This is a genomic window from Prevotella illustrans (assembly GCF_017426725.1).
GTDB classification, from domain to species: Bacteria; Bacteroidota; Bacteroidia; order Bacteroidales; family Bacteroidaceae; genus Prevotella; species Prevotella illustrans.
Window position 1 is genome coordinate 25,692 of record NZ_JAERMS010000021.1, and the last position, 19,159, is coordinate 44,850.

Genomic DNA, 19,159 nt, shown 5'->3' on the forward strand with positions numbered 1-19,159 from the left:
GCAATACCTATAAATGGTTATTAATAGTTCTGAGCGTCAATTTCGAAGAAGCTTTGTGGGTGTTTGCAGGTTGGGCAAACCTTAGGGGCCTTCGGGCCGATAACGATATGACCGCAGTTGCGACACTTCCATATACGGTCACCATCGCGGCTGAACACGATACCGTCCTTGATATTCTGTAACAGCTTCAGGTAACGCTCCTCATGGTGCTTCTCGATGGCAGCTACCAATTCAAACCTGGCAGCGATCTCGGTAAAGCCTTCCTCGCGTGCCTCCTTGGCCATGTTGGCATACATATCGGTCCATTCGTAGTTTTCGCCGTCGGCGGCGTCTTGCAGATTGGTCATGGTATCGGCAATTTCACCACCGTGCAGGTATTTGAACCATAATTTCGCGTGTTCTTTCTCGTTTTGTGCCGTTTCTTCAAACAATGCCGCAATCTGTTCATAACCGTCTTTCCTCGCCTTGGAAGCGTAGAAAGAATATTTGTTACGTGCCTGGCTCTCACCGGCGAATGCAATTTGGAGATTCTTCTCTGTCTTTGTACCTTTTAAATCTTTCATAATCAAATTATTTTGTAAACGAATGTCTTTGTTATTCTAATGAATTTGCAACTAAGTGTTGTAGGTCGGGATGTCTGTCAAAATAGACTTTCGCAAACGAGCAGACAGGCTCCACCCGCATTTGTTGCTTTCGAGCCTCGGCTATGGCTGCTTCTACAAGTGCCTTGCCTACGCCTTTGCCTTCATTACCCTTGAAAGTATAGGTGTGCAGGATGCGCAGTTTGCCGTTTTCTATTTCATATTCCAATTTACCCAAGGCTATGTCGCCTTCGAACGCCTCTACACGCCCTTGCTTGTTATCGTTGTTGATAATTGTCTTCATATCATTGCGTTTTGTTGATTAACGTTATCCTATTAGATATGTTAAATCCTAAGAACGCAAAATGTATGCCATCTACTCGGCGCGACAAAAGGGCAGGAAGCGTGGCCACATTTTGTTTATAAGTGGAGTAGCGAAATGTCTACCAACTTATTGACAATCGCGTAGATAGTGAGGCCCGCCACGGAATGAATCTGCAACTTTCGGGCGATGTTGCGGCGGTGAGTAATCACCGTGTTGAGCGAAATGTAGAGATTGTTCGCAATTTCCTTATTGCTCATGCCCTGTACCAGGCACACCAGAATTTCCTTTTCACGGTCGCTGAGCTGTTCTTCGGTTTCGCCCTTCGTGCCAATCATTTTCTTAATGTTCAGCGTCACGTCCTTTTGGGTGAGTCGTTTCTCCAGTAGTCGGATGGTGGGGATGAAGATTTGCTCTTCCACCATGGCATGCTGACTCAGCCATTCCTCATTATTATATATACCATAGAGCGTGGCCGTGAGCAGGTTGTTGCGCAGTTCGTCGGAAGGCAGATACTTGATGATGATATTCTTGAGTTCCCTCAGTTTGTCTTCCACCTGATCGTGATGCTTGGAGAAGGTGCTGATGTCGAAGTTGTCGGGTACCTTTCCCTGCAGCAGTTGCTCAACATAGGGGAACACCGTCTTCTCTTCGTAGCGCATGTGCTTGACGATATCCTGTGAATATTCGTCATATAGTTGCAGGATGAGCTGTGCCAGATTGTCGTGTTCGTCGAGCGCGTCCTTGAGTTCCTTGCGAATGAAAGGCAGTTGGAAGTCGATGTAATAGGCGTGCGAGGCCTTCAGATATTTCAGGAGCGTGCTGACCGAAATACGGTCGGAGTCGTGACTGTTGTAATATCCGTTGATGGTGAAGTTGACAATGGTAAGGAAAGTATAGGTATCAACGTTCTGACTTTCGCATACTTCGGCCACAGTTTTGTTGCCAAAGCCCAGGTTTATACCGAAGCTTCCTAAACTTTGAAGGATATTGCTATTGTCGCGAATGATGCTGATCATTTGATCGTCCGCTTCATAAGTTTTCTGATGTTTCATAAATTACGTCATGGGGTGACGATGCAAATATACTTCTTTGTTTCGATATTTGCAAAAAATGAAAATAAAAAATAAAAATAATAATAATAATAATAATCTGTCTTTACCTATATTGCACAGTGAGAGAGGTTATTTCTTCATGGGAAAACTTGATAAAATGTAGGTTGTCCGGGCTGTGAACCGGCTGCCGGGCAAGCTACTTGTAAACCTGTTGCAGTATTTTCTGCCCCACGCAGCGACGATAATGTATGGGATCGTAAAAGCCGTGGTAGTCGTGGAGCGGCAGGTTGGCGGAAAAATCGTAGACCACCGAGTCGCCGAAGAGCGTGCGCAGTGCCTGCAGGTCGCGACTATTGAGCTGCTCAAGTTCGAAAGTCGGACCAACAATTAGCTTGAGGCGGGTGTTATGTCGTCGGCAGAAGTCGCGTATTTCAGTCAGCCGGGTGAGTTGTTCGGGTCCGATGACTGGGGCGTGTGGATGTACGGTTTGCGGTTTGGCGATGGCCTTGCGCCAGTGGGGTTGCTTCCAATAGTCTTCGCCCATGCGTCTGATGTCGTCTTCCTGTTCCAGCGTGGCGTCGTTGGTGTAGCGAGTGTGGCTTCGGCCTTCGTCTTCTATCACGTTGGCCATGGACTTGTCGTAGTGATTCGTGAACTTGAATTTCAAGTAGGGCAGCAGGAATTTGGGAAAAAGAAAGCCCTGTAGGTAGGCGGCCTGATAGCTGAAAAAGCTCTTACCGGTCACGTCGGGCGGCATAATGTGCATTACGCCGGGCTGCGGGTGGGCCTTTTCGTAGAAAGAACGTTCGGTTACGAGGAGCAAGTTTTTCACCTGCTGGCCCGGCAGTTTGTCGAGGGCCTGCAGCTTGAGGCACACGTCGCCAAGACCTTCGCTGTTGCCGAAGAAGCGGAACGGGCGGGCGTTGATGTAGCGGTTCCAGTCGTCGCAGTTGTAAGCCTTGGTGCACGAGGCTCCCATGATGAACGAGTCGTAGTGTCGCGTCTTGCGAAACATTTTGATTTTCTTCCATCCGATGTCGCCTTCGCTTAGTTCCACGTGGCAATGGTCATAATCGTCGTAGGAGCGGATGACCATGAACGGATCTTCATAGCAGTAGATAGCTACAAGAAGAAGGAAGGGAAGGCTGAGTGCCAGACACTTGAGATAGAATATGTGAAGTGGCTTTTGAGATTTCATATCTTAAAACTGAATGTAAATAAAGTTTTCTACACCGAACGCCCCGTACCAGAAGATGACGCCCACGATGACAACATAGATTGTCCAGCGCAGAGGGGCGGACAGGCGACTGCTGCGCTCGCCGAGGCGGTAACGGCTGTGGAGCCATTCCAGGACGAACATCAGTACGGCGGCGATGCCGACAACTATCCACTCTTGATCGGATAGTCCGAGACGCAGCTCCTTGGCCGATGTCTGCATGCCGTCGAACAGATGGGCGTAGGTATAGAACACGTCGCCGACACTTGTCAGCCTGAAGAAGAGCAGTGACAGGGCAAAGAGCAGGTAGGTGCGCACTATCATCAGCGTTTTCCCCGCGTGTCGGCCCAAGTGGGCGTATAGTTTCTCGCGGCGATTGCCCAGCACTGTCTCGCCGATGATGACCAGCCCTTGGAACAGTCCGTAAACGGCGAAGGTCCAGCCGGCCCCGTGCCAGACGCCGATGGCTACGAAGGTGATGAGCAATGAGGCATAGACGCCCCAGCGTTTCCACGACCGCAGCGATGCGCTGAGCGGCATGAAGATGTAGTCGCGCACCCAAAACGAAAGGCTCATGTGCCACCGACGCCATAGTTCGCCGGTCGACGTGGCGGTAAAAGGCCGGTCGAAGTTGGGCTGCAGCTTGAAACCGAGCATGCGTCCCAGCCCCAGTGCCATGCAGGTGTAGCCCGCGAAGTCGGCGTAAAGCTGGATGGGGTAGAGCAGGGTGGCCACGAGCAGTTGCATACCGGTGGCTCCATGCACGTTGTCGAGCACGATGTCGAGTGCCGGACCTATGCGGTCGGCGATGACGAGCTTGAGAAAGCAGCCCCAAGCCACCGTTTTCAGCCCGCCGACTATCTGCTCGTAGTCGAAAACATGCGCTTTCTTGAGTTGTGGCAGCAGGTTTTCGGCACGTTCAATGGGGCCCGAGAGAAACTTCATGAAGAGCAGCATGTAGAGCGAAAAATCGATGAAATCGTCTTCCGGATCCTCTTCCCAGTAGATTTCGATGAGATAAGAGATGGCCTGAAACGTGTAGAACGAAATGCCCAATGGAAACAAGGGCGACCAATAGCGGGCTATCAGCCAAAAGCCTACAAGTCCGCCAATGCCCAACCACAGCCAACGGGTGGCCCGTGGCGTGTTGACGGTGGCGTGAATGCGCTTTCCGATGAGAAAGGTGAAGACCGTTATGGCTGCGGCTACTAATAGATAAATCCAATGATAATAGCCAATGAAGACGCAACTGGCCATCAGCAACAACGCATGCTGGTAACGCCGCCTGTCGGTAGCGTAGTAAAGAACGAATGTGATGAACATCATCACCACAAACGGGATTGATAAAAATTCCATGTGAAAGTGTGAACTGAGCGGAATGTATTACTGCTGACTTTTGGCCAGAATCGTATCTATCATATCGCCGATATTCTTCATGCGGATAATGTCGCGCAATTTGAAGTGGACTCCCCACAGCCGTTCGATTTCGCTGATAATCGTCATGTTGGTCAGAGAGTCCCAGTTGTCAATATCATCGGTCGACATCGATTCGTCGAGTTGCAGGTTTTCCTTATTTAAAACGACGGAGAAAATGCCATTCAGGGCAGTTAATATTTCTTTTCTTTCCATTGCTGTATTTTTATTTTATAAGTTCTTTAATTCTCTTACGGTCAATCTTATTACTCATATTTTGTGGAAATGTCGGCATGAAGACAATCTTGGATGGTATCATATAGGACGGCAGATAGGTCTTCAGATACGCTTCCAGCTCCAGACAGCTGTGATCGTCTTCTCGCTCAATGGCCATGCTGATGGTTTCCCGGCCCTGCTGACCGGTTACTACGGCCACTACAGCCGTCTGCCGGTTGTAAAAACGGCGGGTCACGCTTTCAATCTCACTCAGCTCGATGCGGTAGCCTTGAATCTTGACTTGTGAATCCTTGCGGCCGAGATACATGATATCGCCGTCCCGGTCGGCCATGCAGAGGTCACCGGTGAGATACCAGCGGCGTCCTTCGTGGTTGAAGAAAGCGGCTTGGTTCTTCTCGTTATCCTGCCAATAGCCGGGTGTCAGCTGTTCGCCCGACAAGCAGAGCTCGCCGATAGTTCCTTCATTTACGGGCTGTCGGGCCTCATCTACGATCATCGTGTCCGACCATTTCATGGTTTGGCCTATGCTGATGATGTTATTGTGCTGTTTCACCTGTTGCTGGGGAAGTCGGTAGCCCGTGCAGTAAATCGTGTTTTCGGTAGGGCCGTACACATTCCAGATTTCAGCCTGGGGCACGGCCTGTTGCCACGGAAGAGTGTCGTCGGTCGTCAGGGCTTCGCCGGCAAACAGTGAATAGCGTAGCTGAGGAGCCTCGATCTCCTGTAGGTAAGGCTTCAGATAATGGATGACAGAAGGCACCATGAAGGTGATTGTCAGCGCGTATTCATCGAGTAGGCGGAATGACTCTTCCCATTTGATACAGCCCAAGCGCATCGTATAGACGCAGGCACCGGCCAAGAGGGGTAGCAGATAGCAACCTACCGACAGGTCGAATGTGAGGTCGAACATCTGAAGACAGCGGTCGTCGGCCCGGTGATGAATACCCAAGGCTTCGACCGATTGGATGAACGCGCTCACGTTGCCGTAGCTTACGGGCACGCCTTTCGGCATTCCGGTGCTGCCCGACGTGAATAGAATATAAGCCGGTGTCCGACTGTTGAATTCTTGTATTGTATGAAGATTTGAAGCAGAAGGGAGTGATTCTCCCGTATGAATGACATATTGATTATGGTAGCGAGTGTCTGTGCCGGAGTCGAGAACGACTTTTATGCCCACCTGCTCGATGATATTAACGCATCGGGCTATCGGTTGGAGCGGATGGAGTGGCACGTAACATTTGCCTTCCATCCAGATTGCGAGAATTGCCGCGTATGTGGCCAGGTCATTGTTGGCTACCAATCCGATGTATATATCGTTGATTCGCTGAAGCGATTGGCGAATAGCAGCCACTTTGTCGGCTAATTGCTGATACGTGAAATATGTATCTTCAATGCAGAACGCGTTGTTCTGTCGATGTTGTTGTAGGCTATCAAGGAGTAGCGCTGGGAAGTTTGTGTGATTAATCGTATCCATTATATTCGCATATATTTTAATTTAAAGACGCCGCTTTGCGGCAATACCCCTACTGATAGAAATATAAATTTTGTCGAAATCTTGCTTTCATCTATAGAAAAAAGGTGTAAAAATGGATTCTTTACGTGTTTTTGAGAAGAATCGGTATTTAATGCTTAACTTTGTAAAGACATGAAGAAACTCATTGTAATCAGCGTCTTGGCGATAGCTGTTGTGCTGTCGCTCGGTGCCCAAGAGCGGAAAAAAGAAAGTCGGAAAGAAGCTAACGGCTTTCTGTCCATGCCTATTCCCGATACGGTGTTTGCCCGGATGCGAGGCTGTTCTTATCCCGCGGAATGCTTAGTGAAACGGTCGGAATTGCGCTATCTGCGTCTTTGGCATTATGGTTTCGATGGGAAAAAACACGAAGGAGAGCTTGTTTGCAATGCAACGATCGCCAACGAGCTGTTAACAATCTTCAAACAGCTGTATGAACTGCGTTATCCTATCGAACGAATGCGGCTCATTGACGATTACGGAGCTGATGATGAGCGGGCGATGCGGGCCAATAACAGCAGCTGTTTTTGTTATCGAAAGGTGAAAGGGCATGCTAAACTGTCGGCCCATGCCCGGGGAATGGCCGTTGATCTGAATCCTTTCTACAATCCTTACTACCGCCGGTTGAAAAATGGAAAGGAGATTGTTCAGCCGGCAAACGCACGTAAATATTGTGACCGCACGCGGAATTTTCCCTACAAGATTACGACAGACGATCCGGCCTATAAGCTGTTTCGCAAGTACGGATTCAAGTGGGGAGGTAGTTGGAAGAGCGTGAAGGACTATCAACACTTTGAAAAATAAGCGAAGGGCCTTGTTCGTTGCGAACAAGGCCCTTCGCCCGTTAATCCCCGATATTGCCGGTCGGCTGCGGCGGAGAGTGGAAAATAATCAGTCTTGGTTCTGATTCTCGGCATCGATAGCCTTAATCTTCTGCTTCACGAGCTCCATGTCGTCTTTGAGTTTCTGCACCTTTCGGTTCATCTCGTCAATCAGGCTGTTGCCCTTTTTGCTGGAAGCATTGAGGAATCCCAAGTTGTTCTCATAGGTGATGATTTCCTGTTTCAATCCTTCATAGCGGCGCATCAGCCGGCCACGCTCATTGTCGAGGGCGTCTTCACCACGCTTGACAACGTTCTTCAGGTTACTCTTGAAAGTGTCAAGACGCTTTTGGGCAATGGTGATGTTGAGCTCTTTATAGAGCTTATCGAGCACGTCGTGATATTCCTTATAAAGTTTGTCTTTCTCTCTATAAGGCACGTGTCCCACCTGATTATAGGAGTCGACGAGCGTTTGTACCTTTTCCTGAATATTTTCGGCTTTTTCTTCAGCCAGCGCCTTGAGCTGTGAAATGATGTCGCGCTTCTTATCGAGGTTGGCGTGTTCCTCACCGCGTGTGCCGGCATTGGCCGCATTGCGCGCTTCGAAGAACTTATTGCAAGCCGTAAGGAAATCGTTCCACAGCTGGTCACCTCGTTTCTTAGGTACCATGCCGATGGTTTTCCACTCTTTTTGCAGCGCGATCAGTTTATCACTGGTCGACTTCCATTCGGTGCTGTCCTGCAAAGCACGGGCTTTTTCCACCAACGCCTCTTTCTTACGGGCATTCTCCGCAAACGCCTCTTTGAGCTGTTTGAAGTATTGGGCTTTCTTGCCGAAGAAGTTGTCGCAGGCCGCACGGAAGCGTTCGAATATCTTTACGTTCATCTTTTGGGGCGCGAAACCGATGGTTTTCCACTCTGCCTGAATGGCAATGATGGCCTTGGTATGCTTTTCCCAGTCGGCGGCGTTTTTATTATCTTCGCCCGCAATGGCTTCCGCTTGTTCACAGAGGGCTGTCTTACGCGTCAGGTTTTCTTCTTCCTGGGCACGTAATTGTTCGAAATGCTGCTGGTGTTTCTTGTTGATAATGGTAGAAGCGGCCTTGAAACGAGCCCAGATCTGTTCGCGCAAGTCTTTGACTACAGGACCGATTTCACGATATTGCTGATGGAGTTCCTGCAACTGATGGAAAGCGCTGATGACGTCCTTTTCCTGATCGAGCTTTTCAGCCGCTTCGCAAAGGCCTGTCTTAAGATCCAGGTTTTTCTTGAAGTCGTATTCGCGGGCTTCGCTATTGAGCTTCAATAGGTCGTAGAATTGTTCCACGTAGAGCTGATAGTTGCGCCAAAGCTCATTGGCCTTGTCGGCCGGTACAGCTTTGATCTCTTTCCACTGTTGCTGCAGCTCCTTGAATTTGGAGTACGACTTATTGGCCTCTTCGGGCGAAGTAGCCATTGATTTGATTGCCTCGATAATCTCAAGTTTCTTCTTCAGATTCTCCTGTTTTTCCTCTTCTTGTTGGAGGAACAGCTTTTGGCGTTTTTCTTTGATAAGACTCATTTCGGCCTTGAACACTTCTTCCTGTTCGTCGGGAGTCACTATGTATTGCTCGGGATTGCCACCGGCATCCAGATATTCTTTCTGTTTGGCTTCGCGCTCTGCGATATGAATTTTGTAGAATGAAGTTTTCAGGTAGTCAATCTCGTCTTTCTGTGGATTTTCGTCGCCGCTTACGATTTCCTTCAAGCGCTCGATGATCTCAGACTTTGACTTGTAGACTTTGTGTGAAAGGGGTTCTTCAACTTCTTTCGCCGTGTTTTCAGATACTACATTCTCCTCCGGGGTTCCCTGATTCAGGGTATTTTCTTGAGAGTCCATCATTTAACCAATTTAAGTTTATGATTCGGTTATTCCATGATTCATAGAAGAATCAACAGCTAACTTATTGATTGCAAACTTATATAAAATAATTGTAAAAACCTAATATAAATCTATTTTTTTTGTTTTTATTAGGCTTTGGAAAGTCGTTGGTAAGTAGAGAGTTGAGTTGCTTGGGCAGTATGTGGCATGAAAGGAAAGCGTAAGCGCCCGAAAGTGTTCACGCCATACCGTTTCAGAGCAATCGTTTGTGTCGCAAAATGAACCAACTTAGGCCGCTGACCACCACGGAGATGATGATGGCGATGGCAAATCCCCATTTGCTGGCTTCCATGCCATTGATAAGATTCATGCCGAAGAGGCTGGCGATGAGTGTTGGAAACATCATGATGATGCTCACCGAGGTGAGCGTGCGCATCACGGTGTTCATGTTGTTGTTGATGATGCTGGAGTAGGTGTCCATCGTCGACTCCAGAATATCGGAATAGATGTTGGTCGTTTCTCGTGCCTGCGTCATCTCGATGTTGACGTCTTCGATGAGATCGGCGTCAAGCTCATCCACCTGTAGCTTGAATTTCAGCTTCTGCAATAGGTTTTCATTACCACGAATAGAGGTGATGAAATAGGTGAGCGAGTCCTGTAAGCGGCTCAGTCCGATGAGACTCTCGTTGTTGACGCCCTGATCCAGATTGTGTTTGGCTTTCTCTATGAGCGTGTTGATCTGCTTCAGACGCTTCAGATACCACACGGCCGACGACAGAAAGAGGCGGAAGATGAGGTCCACGTAGTCGGTGAAGCCTACGCCGCGCTTCTGTTGGTAGCTCACGAAGTCGAGCATCATGTTGGTTTCATAGTAGCAAACGGTGATAGTCACGTCGCGTTTGTGAATGATACCCAGCGGCACGGTGGTGTAGGGTGTGCGTGAGCGAATCTCCTTGACATAGGGAATACGGAGAATAATGAGCATCCAACCGTCGTCGTACTCATAACGGGCACGCTCATCGGTATCGCTGATGTCGCTCATGAAATAGTCGGGAATCTGAAATTTCTTCTCAAGAAACTCTTGGTCTTCGTCCGTCGGACAGGTCACTTGAATCCAACAGTTGGACTGCCACTCCTTCAGCAGGCTCAATTTTTCATTAATGTTCCAGTATGTTCTCATTATAGCTAATCTCCATGATGGGTTAATGGTGGGGATTAGTCTTCATACTGTGCTAATCCTCACGTAAGAAATAAAACGTTTCCGCGTGATAATCGTCCATATATTTAATGAATAATTGTTTTCGACTGCAAAAGTAATAAAATAATTCAAAAGCCTTTGCCTTTTATCATTGTGCGTCGTCGGTTTTTTACTTTTTTAATTGTTTTGGCGTGATTGCCCGGCTTCTTTCGCCGGTTTGTAATTTTTTTTGCCCGAAAAAACGACCGGATAAAATCGTCAATTTAGCGTTACGAAGGGGCGAAAACAAGTCTTTGGGAGTGGGTATGGGGCTTTTGGGGATGTAAAAGCATAGCGTTGATGAGGTAAAAGCTATGCTTTTGAGTGCTGAAAGGATAGCTTTTATCGGTTTAAAGGATTGCTTTTGAGACGAAAAAGACCGCAAATCCCGACCTAAAAGCTATGCTTTCAGGGTGGATTTGCGGTCTTTTTAATCGCTGTGTCGCGAAACGTGCTGATTATCAGCTACTTCGCAAAGTGGCTCAAAATTGGCGAATTTCGTCCAAAGATATTTTTATTTCAGAATAACGTCACCATTTTGAGGCTTTTGTAAAGATAGTTGACAAGTTGATGGTGGGCGGATAGCCATCCGTCAACTTGTCAACGACCAATTAAAAGTGCACCCGCAAGTCAATTCCGCATTGGAATGGGTTGCCCAATTGCCCGAAGTAATATGTCTTACCCGTAGCGGCGCTGCTCATGGCAAAGGTGTTGTATTTCGTATTGGTGAGGTTGCGGCCCCACAAGTCGATCGTGAACCGGCCGAAGTCGGCCATGGCATGCGCGCCTGCCAAGGCGTAGAAGGCCTGGCTGTAGGTGTTGGCTTCGTTCCAATAGATTTTACCCTGCGCGCTGACGTTGGCGCCAAGGACAATGGCTTTGAGCGTGCCGTTGACCGGAATGTGATAGTCGGCCGAGGCAGAGAGCGTGTGTGCCGGGATGAAGGGCACCTTCTTGTTCTTGTAGTCGACCGCTTTCATGCTGCCGTTAGCGCTTACGCTGTCGATATATTCTTTGAATACGGCGCGGGTGAAACCGTAGTTGACCGTCCATGATAGACGATTGTTGAAGGCTTGGCCACGCAGGCCGGCCTCAATGCCGCAACTGCTGCTTTTGCCGGCGTTGGTCATCATGCGGCCGAAGCCATAGTTGCCCGCCATGACGGATATTTGCTGGTTGCGCATCTGCATGTAGAAGGCTGCCAGGTCGAACTGTATCTTATGGTCGAAGAGGTTCAGATGGGCGCCCACCTCATAGTTCCAGCTGGTTTCGGGGTTGTAGGCGATGGTGTTCTCAATGTCTTTATAAGCCTTGGCGTCGTGTTCTACGGTGTAGTCGCCGCGCTGTGAGCTGTTTTTCTGCAGTTCGGTGGAGAGAATGTCCGAGAACATCTGGATGTTATAGCCGCCGGCCCGATAGCCCTTGCTCACTACGGCGTAGACATTACTGCCCATGCGGTCGATGTCGTAGCTCACGCCTAATTTGGGAAGCAGCTGGTTGAAGTCGTTATGTGCCTTGTTTTGCAGGGTCGACATGATATTGACGGTAGCCTGTCGGCCCATGACATTGGCCATGGAAGTCATTTTGGCGCTCGTCAGATAGTCTATCGACAGGTGGCTGTAGTCATAGCGCAGGCCAAGGGTGACCTTGAGGCGGTCGGTAAGGTTCAGGCTCGACTCGTGGAAGAGGGCTAAATTATAGGTTGGCGTGCGGAAAAGCCCGGGCACCGTGCCCAGTTTTACGTCTACCTTGACGCCTCCCATGCGCTCGATCAGGTCCCGGGCCTGTTGCTGTGCCTGCTCGACGGTGACGCCGGGACGCATGAATCGTGCGCTCATCGAGCGCACCATCGCGTTATACATGGCGTTGCGGATGTTGCCGCTCATAAACTTGTCCATGTCCGAACCGAAGTAGATGGGCGCGTCGGTTTTAAGCCATTGGGCCGAGAAGAAGCCGCCCAGCGTCCACTGCCAGAAGTGGTTGCGATTACTTTTCATGACAAGTTCTTGCGTGAAGGCGTTCTGCAACTGCTTTTCTTCCAGTCGCATGAAGTCGGCGGGCATGTAGTCGATATCCATTCGCATGAAATCTTTTAAATATTGGTAGCTCGTGATGGAATTGAAATCGAAGCGGTTGCCCTTGAAGTTGACGCTGAGCGCGCTATTGACAAGGTTTCGGCGATACTTGGCTTGGTCGTTTGTCGAGGGATTGGCCGTGGTGTTGTGCTCCCAATCCATTTGTCCGTAGGGAAAACCGTTCTGGTCGATGTATTCATAATTGCCGCTCAGGCTGATGTTCCACTGTGTGTCGGGCCGCCATACGAGGCGTACTTTGCCACCGCCTTCTTTATATTTGTCGGCCCGCCGGCCGCTGAAATCGTTTCTGAAGAAGCCGTGTTGTCCGCTGTAGAAGCCTCCCAACATAAGGCCTGACTTGCTGTTGAGTTTCTGATAGGTAGAAGCCTCAAAAAGTTGGTAGCCGTGTGAGCCTATTCCAAGCCTGACATCCGTTCCTTGGTAGTTCATCGGGTCCTTGGTGTAGATACGAATCAGTCCGCCCTCGGTGTTCATTCCGTAGAGCGTACCTTGTGGACCGCGCAGCACATCGACGCGTGCCACGTCGAAATGGTGGAAGTTGAAAGCGCTCTTGCTCATCAAGGGCGCGCCATCTACATAAATACCGACGGCCGGTGAGTTGACGCGTGAACCTATGCCACGTATATACATGGATGAGGTGTAGCGCGAACCATAGTTGGGCATGGTAAAGTTGGGGACGAAAGAGGACAGCTCACGAAGGTCGCGAACGCCAAGATTCATCATCTGTTCGGCCGCGTAAATGTTGCTGCTGAGCGGTTGGTGACGAAGAAGGAATTGCTCTTTGGGTTGTGAGATAACGATAACCTCATCAATCTCGCGTACTTTCGACGTGTCATCTATGGCCTCGTCAGCCAAAGATGGAATGGCTACGGCTAACGCTAAAGCCGTAGCCATCATCTTTTTTTTATTCATATCAATCTTATGTGGTTGGGTATTGTGAATTTGAAAAATCCTATTCTCTTATAGGATGATGCAAAAGTAAAGAGAAAAAAGAAATCAAACAATCCTTATTTGTAAGGATTTTGCCATTGAATGATGCTGTTTAGACATAAAAAAGCCTGACGATCAAGCAGATTGTCAGGCTTTTCTGTAAAATATAAAACTCGGTTTATTGGGCCAGCTTGTCGGCAATGGCCTTTTTGATGAAGCCTTCCAGCTCTTCGCAAAGCTCGGGATTGTCTCGCAGCAGGTTCTTGGTGGCGTCGCGACCCTGTGCCAGTTTGCTGCTGTTGTAGCTAAACCAGCTTCCGCTCTTCTGCACAATGCCGTATTCAACGCCTAAGTCTACGATCTCGCCAATCTTGCTAATGCCTTCGCCAAAGGTGATTTCGAACTCGGCTTTACGGAACGGTGGCGCCACTTTGTTCTTGACAACCTTCACACGAACCTGATTGCCTATGACCTGATCGCCGTCCTTAATACTGGTGACACGGCGGATGTCAAGTCGCACGCTGGCGTAAAACTTCAGCGCGTTGCCACCCGTCGTGGTCTCGGGGTTGCCAAACATGACGCCAATCTTCTCACGCAGCTGGTTGATGAAGATGCAGGTAGTGTTGGTTTTGGCGATAGTGGCAGTGAGTTTGCGCAGTGCCTGGCTCATCAGACGAGCCTGAAGGCCGACACGGTTGTCGCCCATGTCGCCTTCGATTTCGGCTTTCGGGGTCAGGGCTGCTACGGAGTCGATGACCAGAATGTCGATGGCGCTTGAGCTAATCAGCTGGTCTGCGATTTGCAAAGCCTGTTCGCCGTTGTCGGGTTGGCTAATCCAGAGGTTGTCAACGTCGACACCCAGCTTGGCCGCATAGAAGCGGTCGAAAGCGTGTTCGGCGTCGATGAAAGCCGCAATGCCGCCCGCTTTCTGGGCTTCGGCTATGGCGTGGATGGCGAGCGTTGTCTTACCGGAGCTCTCCGGACCATAGATTTCGATGATACGTCCTTTGGGATAGCCGCCAACGCCTAACGCCGCGTCGAGACCAATGCTGCCTGTCGGGATGATTTCTACATTTTCGATATGTTCATCGCCCATGCGCATGATGGAACCTTTGCCGAAATCCTTTTCTATTTTCGACATGGCCATCTGCAGGGCCTTGAGCTTTTCGCTCTGAACGTTGTTTTCTTCTTTTGCCATGTGTTATGCTCCAACCGCTCGTTTGGGGCAAGCGGGCCTGATGATTTCATGGAGTCGCATCAGTATTTGTTAGTAAATACGGGGTTAAAATTATAATTCGAGGTCGCCATCGAAGACTTCATGCCAAGGCAAACCTTGTTCGTTCAATACCTGTAGGAATGGATCCGGATCGAAGTCCTCGACATTCCATACTCCGGGTTTGCGCCAGAGGCCCTTGAGGAACATCATCGCGCCGGCCATTGCCGGAACACCGGTGGTGTAACTGACGCCCTGCATGCCAGTCTCATTGTAGGCATCCTGATGCTTGCAGTTGTTATATATATAATAGGTGTGCTCCTTTCCGTCTTTCAAACCACGGATGCGACAGCCTATACTGGTCTCGCCGTCGTAGTTCTGGCCCAGGTCTTGTGGGTTGGGAAGCACGGCTTTGAGGAATTGCAGGGGCACGATCTTCACCTTTACCTTTTGTTCCGGATTGTCGGCCAGCGGCGCTTCGTACTCGATTTCGTCGATACGGCTCATGCCGAGGTTCTCGATGCAGTCCAGATAAGTGAGGTATTGCTGTCCGAAAGTCATCCAGAAGCGAGCCCGTTTGATGGTTGGGAAGTTCTTAACGAGGCTTTCCAACTCCTCATGGTGCATCAAATAGCTCTCACGACCGCCAATATTGGGGTAGCTGAGGGTCTTGTGAACGGCCAGCGGCTCCGTTTCAAGCCATTTGCCGTCTTCGTAATAAAGTCCCTTTTGCGTGATTTCGCGAATGTTTATCTCAGGATTGAAGTTGGTGGCAAAGGCCTTATGATGGTTGCCCGCGTTGCAGTCGACGATGTCGAGATAATGAATCTCGTCAAAGTGATGCTTGGCAGCGTATGCGGTATAGGCCTGCGACACGCCCGGATCAAAGCCGCAGCCGAGAATCGCGGTCAGACCGGCCTGCTCAAACTTCTCTTTGTAAGCCCACTGCCAGCTGTATTCGAAGTGTGCTTCGTCCTTAGGCTCATAGTTTGCTGTGTCCAGATAGTTGCATCCGCATGCCAGACAGGCGTCCATGATGGTCAAGTCCTGATAGGGAAGGGCCAAATTAATCACCAACTCGGGCTTGAAGTCATTGAAAAGAGCCTTCAGTTGCTCCACGTCATCGGCGTCGACCTGGGCTGTTTTGATGTCGTAGTTATATCCTTTGTCATGAATTGACTTTACAAGTTGGTCACATTTGGCCTTGCGGCGTGACGCAATCATAAACTCGGTGAATACGTCTGCATTCTGAACAATCTTGAAAGCAGCGACCGTGGCTACGCCACCGGCGCCAATCATTAATACTTTGCTCATGCTTTGTTCTTGGTTTAAATGAATTGGTATGTAGGGATAAGTTGATTAAAAATCGTGGAAATTTCGTAAAAGCAGCCCGATGGGGATTAGTCTCTGAACTCATCGGCCTTTACCCCCATGGCGTTGGTGAGCGAATAGCCCAATATTTCCTGTCGGAAATGACCGCCCAAAGTGGGCTGCATGGTAAATAAAGTAATGTGTTTGTCGTCGTCTGCGCCGTTTAACACGCGCTTCAGGCTGTTGAAAAACTGCTCGTTCTCTGTGTCGGGAACCAGCATGACGCGCTTCACGTCTTTGTGGTTGTAAATCGTTCGGGCCATGTCGGTCAAGAAATCTTGCTTGGTTACCATCGCTTCCGTGGGATAAGCCGTAAACGTAAACTCACCAAACGATTCGTCATAGAACGCTTGGTTGTTGAGTTCCGCTTGTAAATCGGAAGGAAGAAAGTTGTTGAGTTGCTCTGTATTCTTGTCGTGAATAAGAATAACACCGGTCGTTTGCCGCCCCGGTTTCATGCCTCCGTCGAGTCCAATGTTGATTGCCCATTGCGCCATGTCAGCCTTCGGAATCTTTCGTCCCAACATTCGTTCAAAGTTAACGATGAGGTCGAAGGCCACATTATCGATATATTCAGCGTCCGCAATGATGATGTTCTCTTGGAGTTCGATGTCGTTCGCTTCTAAAGAATTCATAGTTGCAAAGATAACGGAAAGCGATGAATTATCAAAGAATTTATTTTGTTATTTTAAAAAATGGCTTATCTTTGCAAATCATTGTGTTTTAAATAAAATATTTATAATAATCTAATCAAAAAGTAGTAATGAGTTCGTTAACAATTGCTATTATTACAGTGTTTGTAATTGGTTATCTTTTCATTGCTTTAGAGAGTGTGACAAAGGTAAACAAGGCTGCGGTAGCCCTGCTGATGTTTGTTTTTTGCTGGACTTTATTCATGCTGGATCCGGGCAGTTACATCTCTTCCGCTTTGGGAGACCAAGTGGCTCAGGCCGTGAGTGATGTCATAGAGAAGCATTTAGGCAGCACCAGTACCACGCTGTTCTTCCTTATGGGTGCCATGACTATTGTGGAAATCGTAGACCAGAACGGCGGTTTCAACTTTGTTCGCAAAGTGATGAAGACGAAAAACAAGCGTACTTTGCTGTGGCGCATCGCCTTTATGACCTTCATTTTGTCCGCTATTCTGGATAACCTGACGACCAGTATCGTAATGATTATGATTCTTCGAAAGCTCGTTCAAGACCATAAAGACCGCATTATCTATGCTTCGCTTGTTATCATTGCGGCCAATTCGGGCGGCGCTTTCTCACCGATAGGCGACGTTACCACCATCATGCTGTGGAACAAGGGCGTGATTACGGCTGCGGGCGTTATTGAGGAAGTGTTCATACCTTCAATCGTGTCGATGGTTATACCGGCTTTTATTATGCAATACATGTTGAAAGGCGAATTGGTATTGGCCTCAGAAAGTAGTCATAATGCCGATTCCGAGACGTTGGATTTCAATGATCGTCAGCGCAAAGTCATCTTTATATTAGGTGTAGGTGGCCTCGTCTTCGTTCCTATTTTCAAAAGTATTACCCATTTGCCGCCGTTTGTAGGCATTCTTTTGGTGCTTGGTGTTCTTTGGACGGCTACCGAAGTGTTCTATCGCGACCTGCATCTCGGGAAAGACAGCGAAGGAACGATGAAGCGTGTTACCAATTTGCTGCGTCGTATCGACATGAGTACCATCTTGTTCTTCCTTGGAATCCTGATGGCTGTGGCTTGTTTGGAAACCATTGGCGTACTGACGCAGTTGGGACAGTCGCTCAATGTAGCGTTCGATGGTAACCATTATGCCGTTACGGGCATTATCGGCGTGCTGTCAAGCATTGTCGACAACGTGCCGTTGGTGGCCGGTTGCATGGGAATGTATCCTGTGGCTCCGACGGGCGACATGGCCGTCGATGGCATTTTCTGGCAGCTTTTGGCCTACTGTGCCGGTGTAGGTGGCAGCATGTTGATCATCGGCAGTGCCGCCGGCGTCGTCGTGATGGGCCTCGAGAAGATTACTTTCGGGTGGTATATGAAGCGTATCAGCTGGATCGCCTTCGTCGGTTACGTGGCCGGCATCCTGAGCTATTGGCTCATCCGCACCTTCCTTTGGACGACATAAGCACTCTATTTTCGAATATAGACACTCGACCCCGACTTACAAGCGCGTAAGCCGGGGTCGAGTGTCTGCGTGTGGGGCAAGGAACATCTGCCGTCTGTCTCTACAAAGGATATTCATCAAAGGCGTAGAGCACGGTGCTGAGATACCGTTCGCCCGTGTCGGGCAGGAGAGTTACGATCTTCTTGCCTCGGTTCTCGGACCGATGAGCCAGCTGGGTGGCGGCGAATACGGCCGCGCCCGATGAGATTCCGACAAGCAATCCCTCGGTCTGCGCCAGCTCACGACTGGTGCGGATGGCGTCGTCATTGCCCACCCCGATCACCTCATCGACGATGTTCTTGTCATAGATGGCGGGCACGAAGCCCGCGCCAATGCCCTGTATCTTGTGTGGTCCGGCTGTGCCACCCTGCAATACAGGTGACTCCGACGGCTCGACGGCCACGATCTTTACCTGCGGATTCTTCTCTTTCAGACGGCGTCCAATGCCCGACACGGTACCCCCCGTGCCTACGCCGGCCACGAAGATGTCTACCCGCCCGTCGGTGTCGTCCCATATCTCCACGCCCGTGGTCTCGTAATGGCGCTGCGGGTTGGCGGGGTTCTCAAACTGTTCGGGGATGAACGAGCCGGGAATGGCCTCATGGAGAGCCTCGGCCGCTCTGATAGCACCTGTCATGCCAGCCTGTCCGTCGGTCAGTTTCACCTGCGCGCCGTAGGCCTTCACTAAGTTTCGGCGTTCCACGCTCATGGTTTCGGGCATGGTCAGAATCAGCTTGTAGCCCTTTACGGCGGCTGCCAGTGCCAGTCCCACGCCCGTATTGCCACTTGTAGGTTCGATGATGGTGGTCCCCGGCTTAATGAGTCCGCGCCGTTCGGCGTCCTCAAGCATGGCCAGGGCTATGCGGTCTTTCACGCTGCCGCCCGGATTGAAAAACTCTACCTTTGCGATAATCGAATCGTCCAGCCCCTTTCGGGCTGAATATTTGCCCAGTTCTACCAGCGGTGTATGACCGATGAGTTCGGTGATGTTACGATATATCTTACTCATTTTTATAATATGAATGGATTGTATTTTGTTGATATTTGCAAAGATAACATTTTTGTCAATAGTGTCCTGAATATTTTTTGTGAAAACGCATACAAAGTTTCATCAAATCATTTGATTTGACGTATTTTG

General features: G+C 49.4%; 16 protein-coding genes. 2 read left to right on the plus strand and 14 right to left on the minus strand.

Translation table 11 applies throughout. The features are described 5' to 3' along the window. Positions 1-20 precede the first annotated feature (20 nt). The 7 genes from rbr to JHU38_RS07605 form a co-directional block, all read right to left on the minus strand. Positions 21-563: a rubrerythrin gene (gene rbr, locus JHU38_RS07575; RefSeq protein WP_107582242.1), complete on the minus strand. Its 543-nt coding sequence runs from the start codon at positions 561-563 to the stop codon at positions 21-23. 31 nt (positions 564-594) lie between these two features. Beyond that, positions 595-885, minus strand: a complete 291-nt coding sequence (locus tag JHU38_RS07580) for a GNAT family N-acetyltransferase (protein WP_107582243.1) — start codon at positions 883-885, stop codon at positions 595-597. 116 nt (positions 886-1,001) lie between these two features. Next, positions 1,002-1,958 carry a LuxR C-terminal-related transcriptional regulator gene (locus JHU38_RS07585; protein WP_107582244.1) on the minus strand — a complete coding sequence of 319 codons (957 nt, stop codon included), beginning with the start codon at positions 1,956-1,958 and terminating at the stop codon, positions 1,002-1,004. A 196-nt stretch (positions 1,959-2,154) separates the two neighbouring features. Further along, complete coding sequence (locus tag JHU38_RS07590) at positions 2,155-3,156, minus strand: hypothetical protein (protein WP_107582245.1); 1,002 nt, start codon at positions 3,154-3,156, stop codon at positions 2,155-2,157. Between the two features lie 3 nt (positions 3,157-3,159). Beyond that, the gene (locus JHU38_RS07595; RefSeq protein ID WP_107582246.1) at positions 3,160-4,530 is read right to left on the minus strand and encodes an MBOAT family O-acyltransferase; all 1,371 of its coding nucleotides are present in this window, start codon (positions 4,528-4,530) and stop codon (positions 3,160-3,162) included. A gap of 27 nt (positions 4,531-4,557) precedes the next feature. Next, positions 4,558-4,803, minus strand: a complete 246-nt coding sequence (locus tag JHU38_RS07600) for an acyl carrier protein (RefSeq protein WP_107582247.1) — start codon at positions 4,801-4,803, stop codon at positions 4,558-4,560. A 10-nt stretch (positions 4,804-4,813) separates the two neighbouring features. After that, a complete protein-coding gene (locus JHU38_RS07605; protein WP_107582248.1) occupies positions 4,814-6,298 on the minus strand; it encodes an amino acid adenylation domain-containing protein in 1,485 nt (494 codons plus the stop codon). Positions 6,299-6,469: 171 nt separating this feature from the next. Between JHU38_RS07605 and JHU38_RS07610 the strand changes: the two genes are divergently transcribed. Beyond that, positions 6,470-7,138, plus strand: a complete 669-nt coding sequence (locus JHU38_RS07610; protein WP_107582249.1) for a M15 family metallopeptidase — start codon at positions 6,470-6,472, stop codon at positions 7,136-7,138. Between the two features lie 87 nt (positions 7,139-7,225). On the opposite strand, the gene JHU38_RS07615 is transcribed toward JHU38_RS07610, so the two are convergent. The 6 genes from JHU38_RS07615 to JHU38_RS07640 form a co-directional block, all read right to left on the minus strand. Next, on the minus strand, positions 7,226-9,037 hold the full coding sequence (locus JHU38_RS07615; RefSeq protein WP_199222657.1) for a DUF349 domain-containing protein: 1,812 nt from the start codon (positions 9,035-9,037) through the stop codon (positions 7,226-7,228). A gap of 232 nt (positions 9,038-9,269) precedes the next feature. Continuing rightward, positions 9,270-10,196, minus strand: a complete 927-nt coding sequence (locus JHU38_RS07620; protein WP_107582250.1) for a magnesium transporter CorA family protein — start codon at positions 10,194-10,196, stop codon at positions 9,270-9,272. 668 nt (positions 10,197-10,864) lie between these two features. Then, the gene (locus JHU38_RS07625; protein ID WP_107582251.1) at positions 10,865-13,261 is read right to left on the minus strand and encodes a TonB-dependent receptor; all 2,397 of its coding nucleotides are present in this window, start codon (positions 13,259-13,261) and stop codon (positions 10,865-10,867) included. A 196-nt stretch (positions 13,262-13,457) separates the two neighbouring features. Continuing rightward, positions 13,458-14,477: a recombinase RecA gene (gene recA / locus JHU38_RS07630; RefSeq protein WP_107582252.1), complete on the minus strand. Its 1,020-nt coding sequence runs from the start codon at positions 14,475-14,477 to the stop codon at positions 13,458-13,460. Positions 14,478-14,567: 90 nt separating this feature from the next. Then, positions 14,568-15,806 carry a saccharopine dehydrogenase family protein gene (locus JHU38_RS07635; RefSeq protein ID WP_107582253.1) on the minus strand — a complete coding sequence of 413 codons (1,239 nt, stop codon included), beginning with the start codon at positions 15,804-15,806 and terminating at the stop codon, positions 14,568-14,570. Positions 15,807-15,892: 86 nt separating this feature from the next. Then, positions 15,893-16,498 (minus strand): DUF6621 family protein, encoded by a 606-nt coding sequence (locus JHU38_RS07640; RefSeq protein WP_107582254.1) that lies wholly within the window; start codon positions 16,496-16,498, stop codon positions 15,893-15,895. A 128-nt stretch (positions 16,499-16,626) separates the two neighbouring features. On the opposite strand from JHU38_RS07640, the gene nhaD reads away from it, so the two are divergent. Continuing rightward, positions 16,627-17,982, plus strand: a complete 1,356-nt coding sequence (nhaD, locus tag JHU38_RS07645; RefSeq protein ID WP_107582255.1) for a sodium:proton antiporter NhaD — start codon at positions 16,627-16,629, stop codon at positions 17,980-17,982. Positions 17,983-18,082: 100 nt separating this feature from the next. On the opposite strand, the gene cysK is transcribed toward nhaD, so the two are convergent. Further along, a complete protein-coding gene (gene cysK, locus JHU38_RS07650) occupies positions 18,083-19,030 on the minus strand; it encodes a cysteine synthase A (protein ID WP_107582256.1) in 948 nt (315 codons plus the stop codon). Positions 19,031-19,159: the final 129 nt, after the last annotated feature.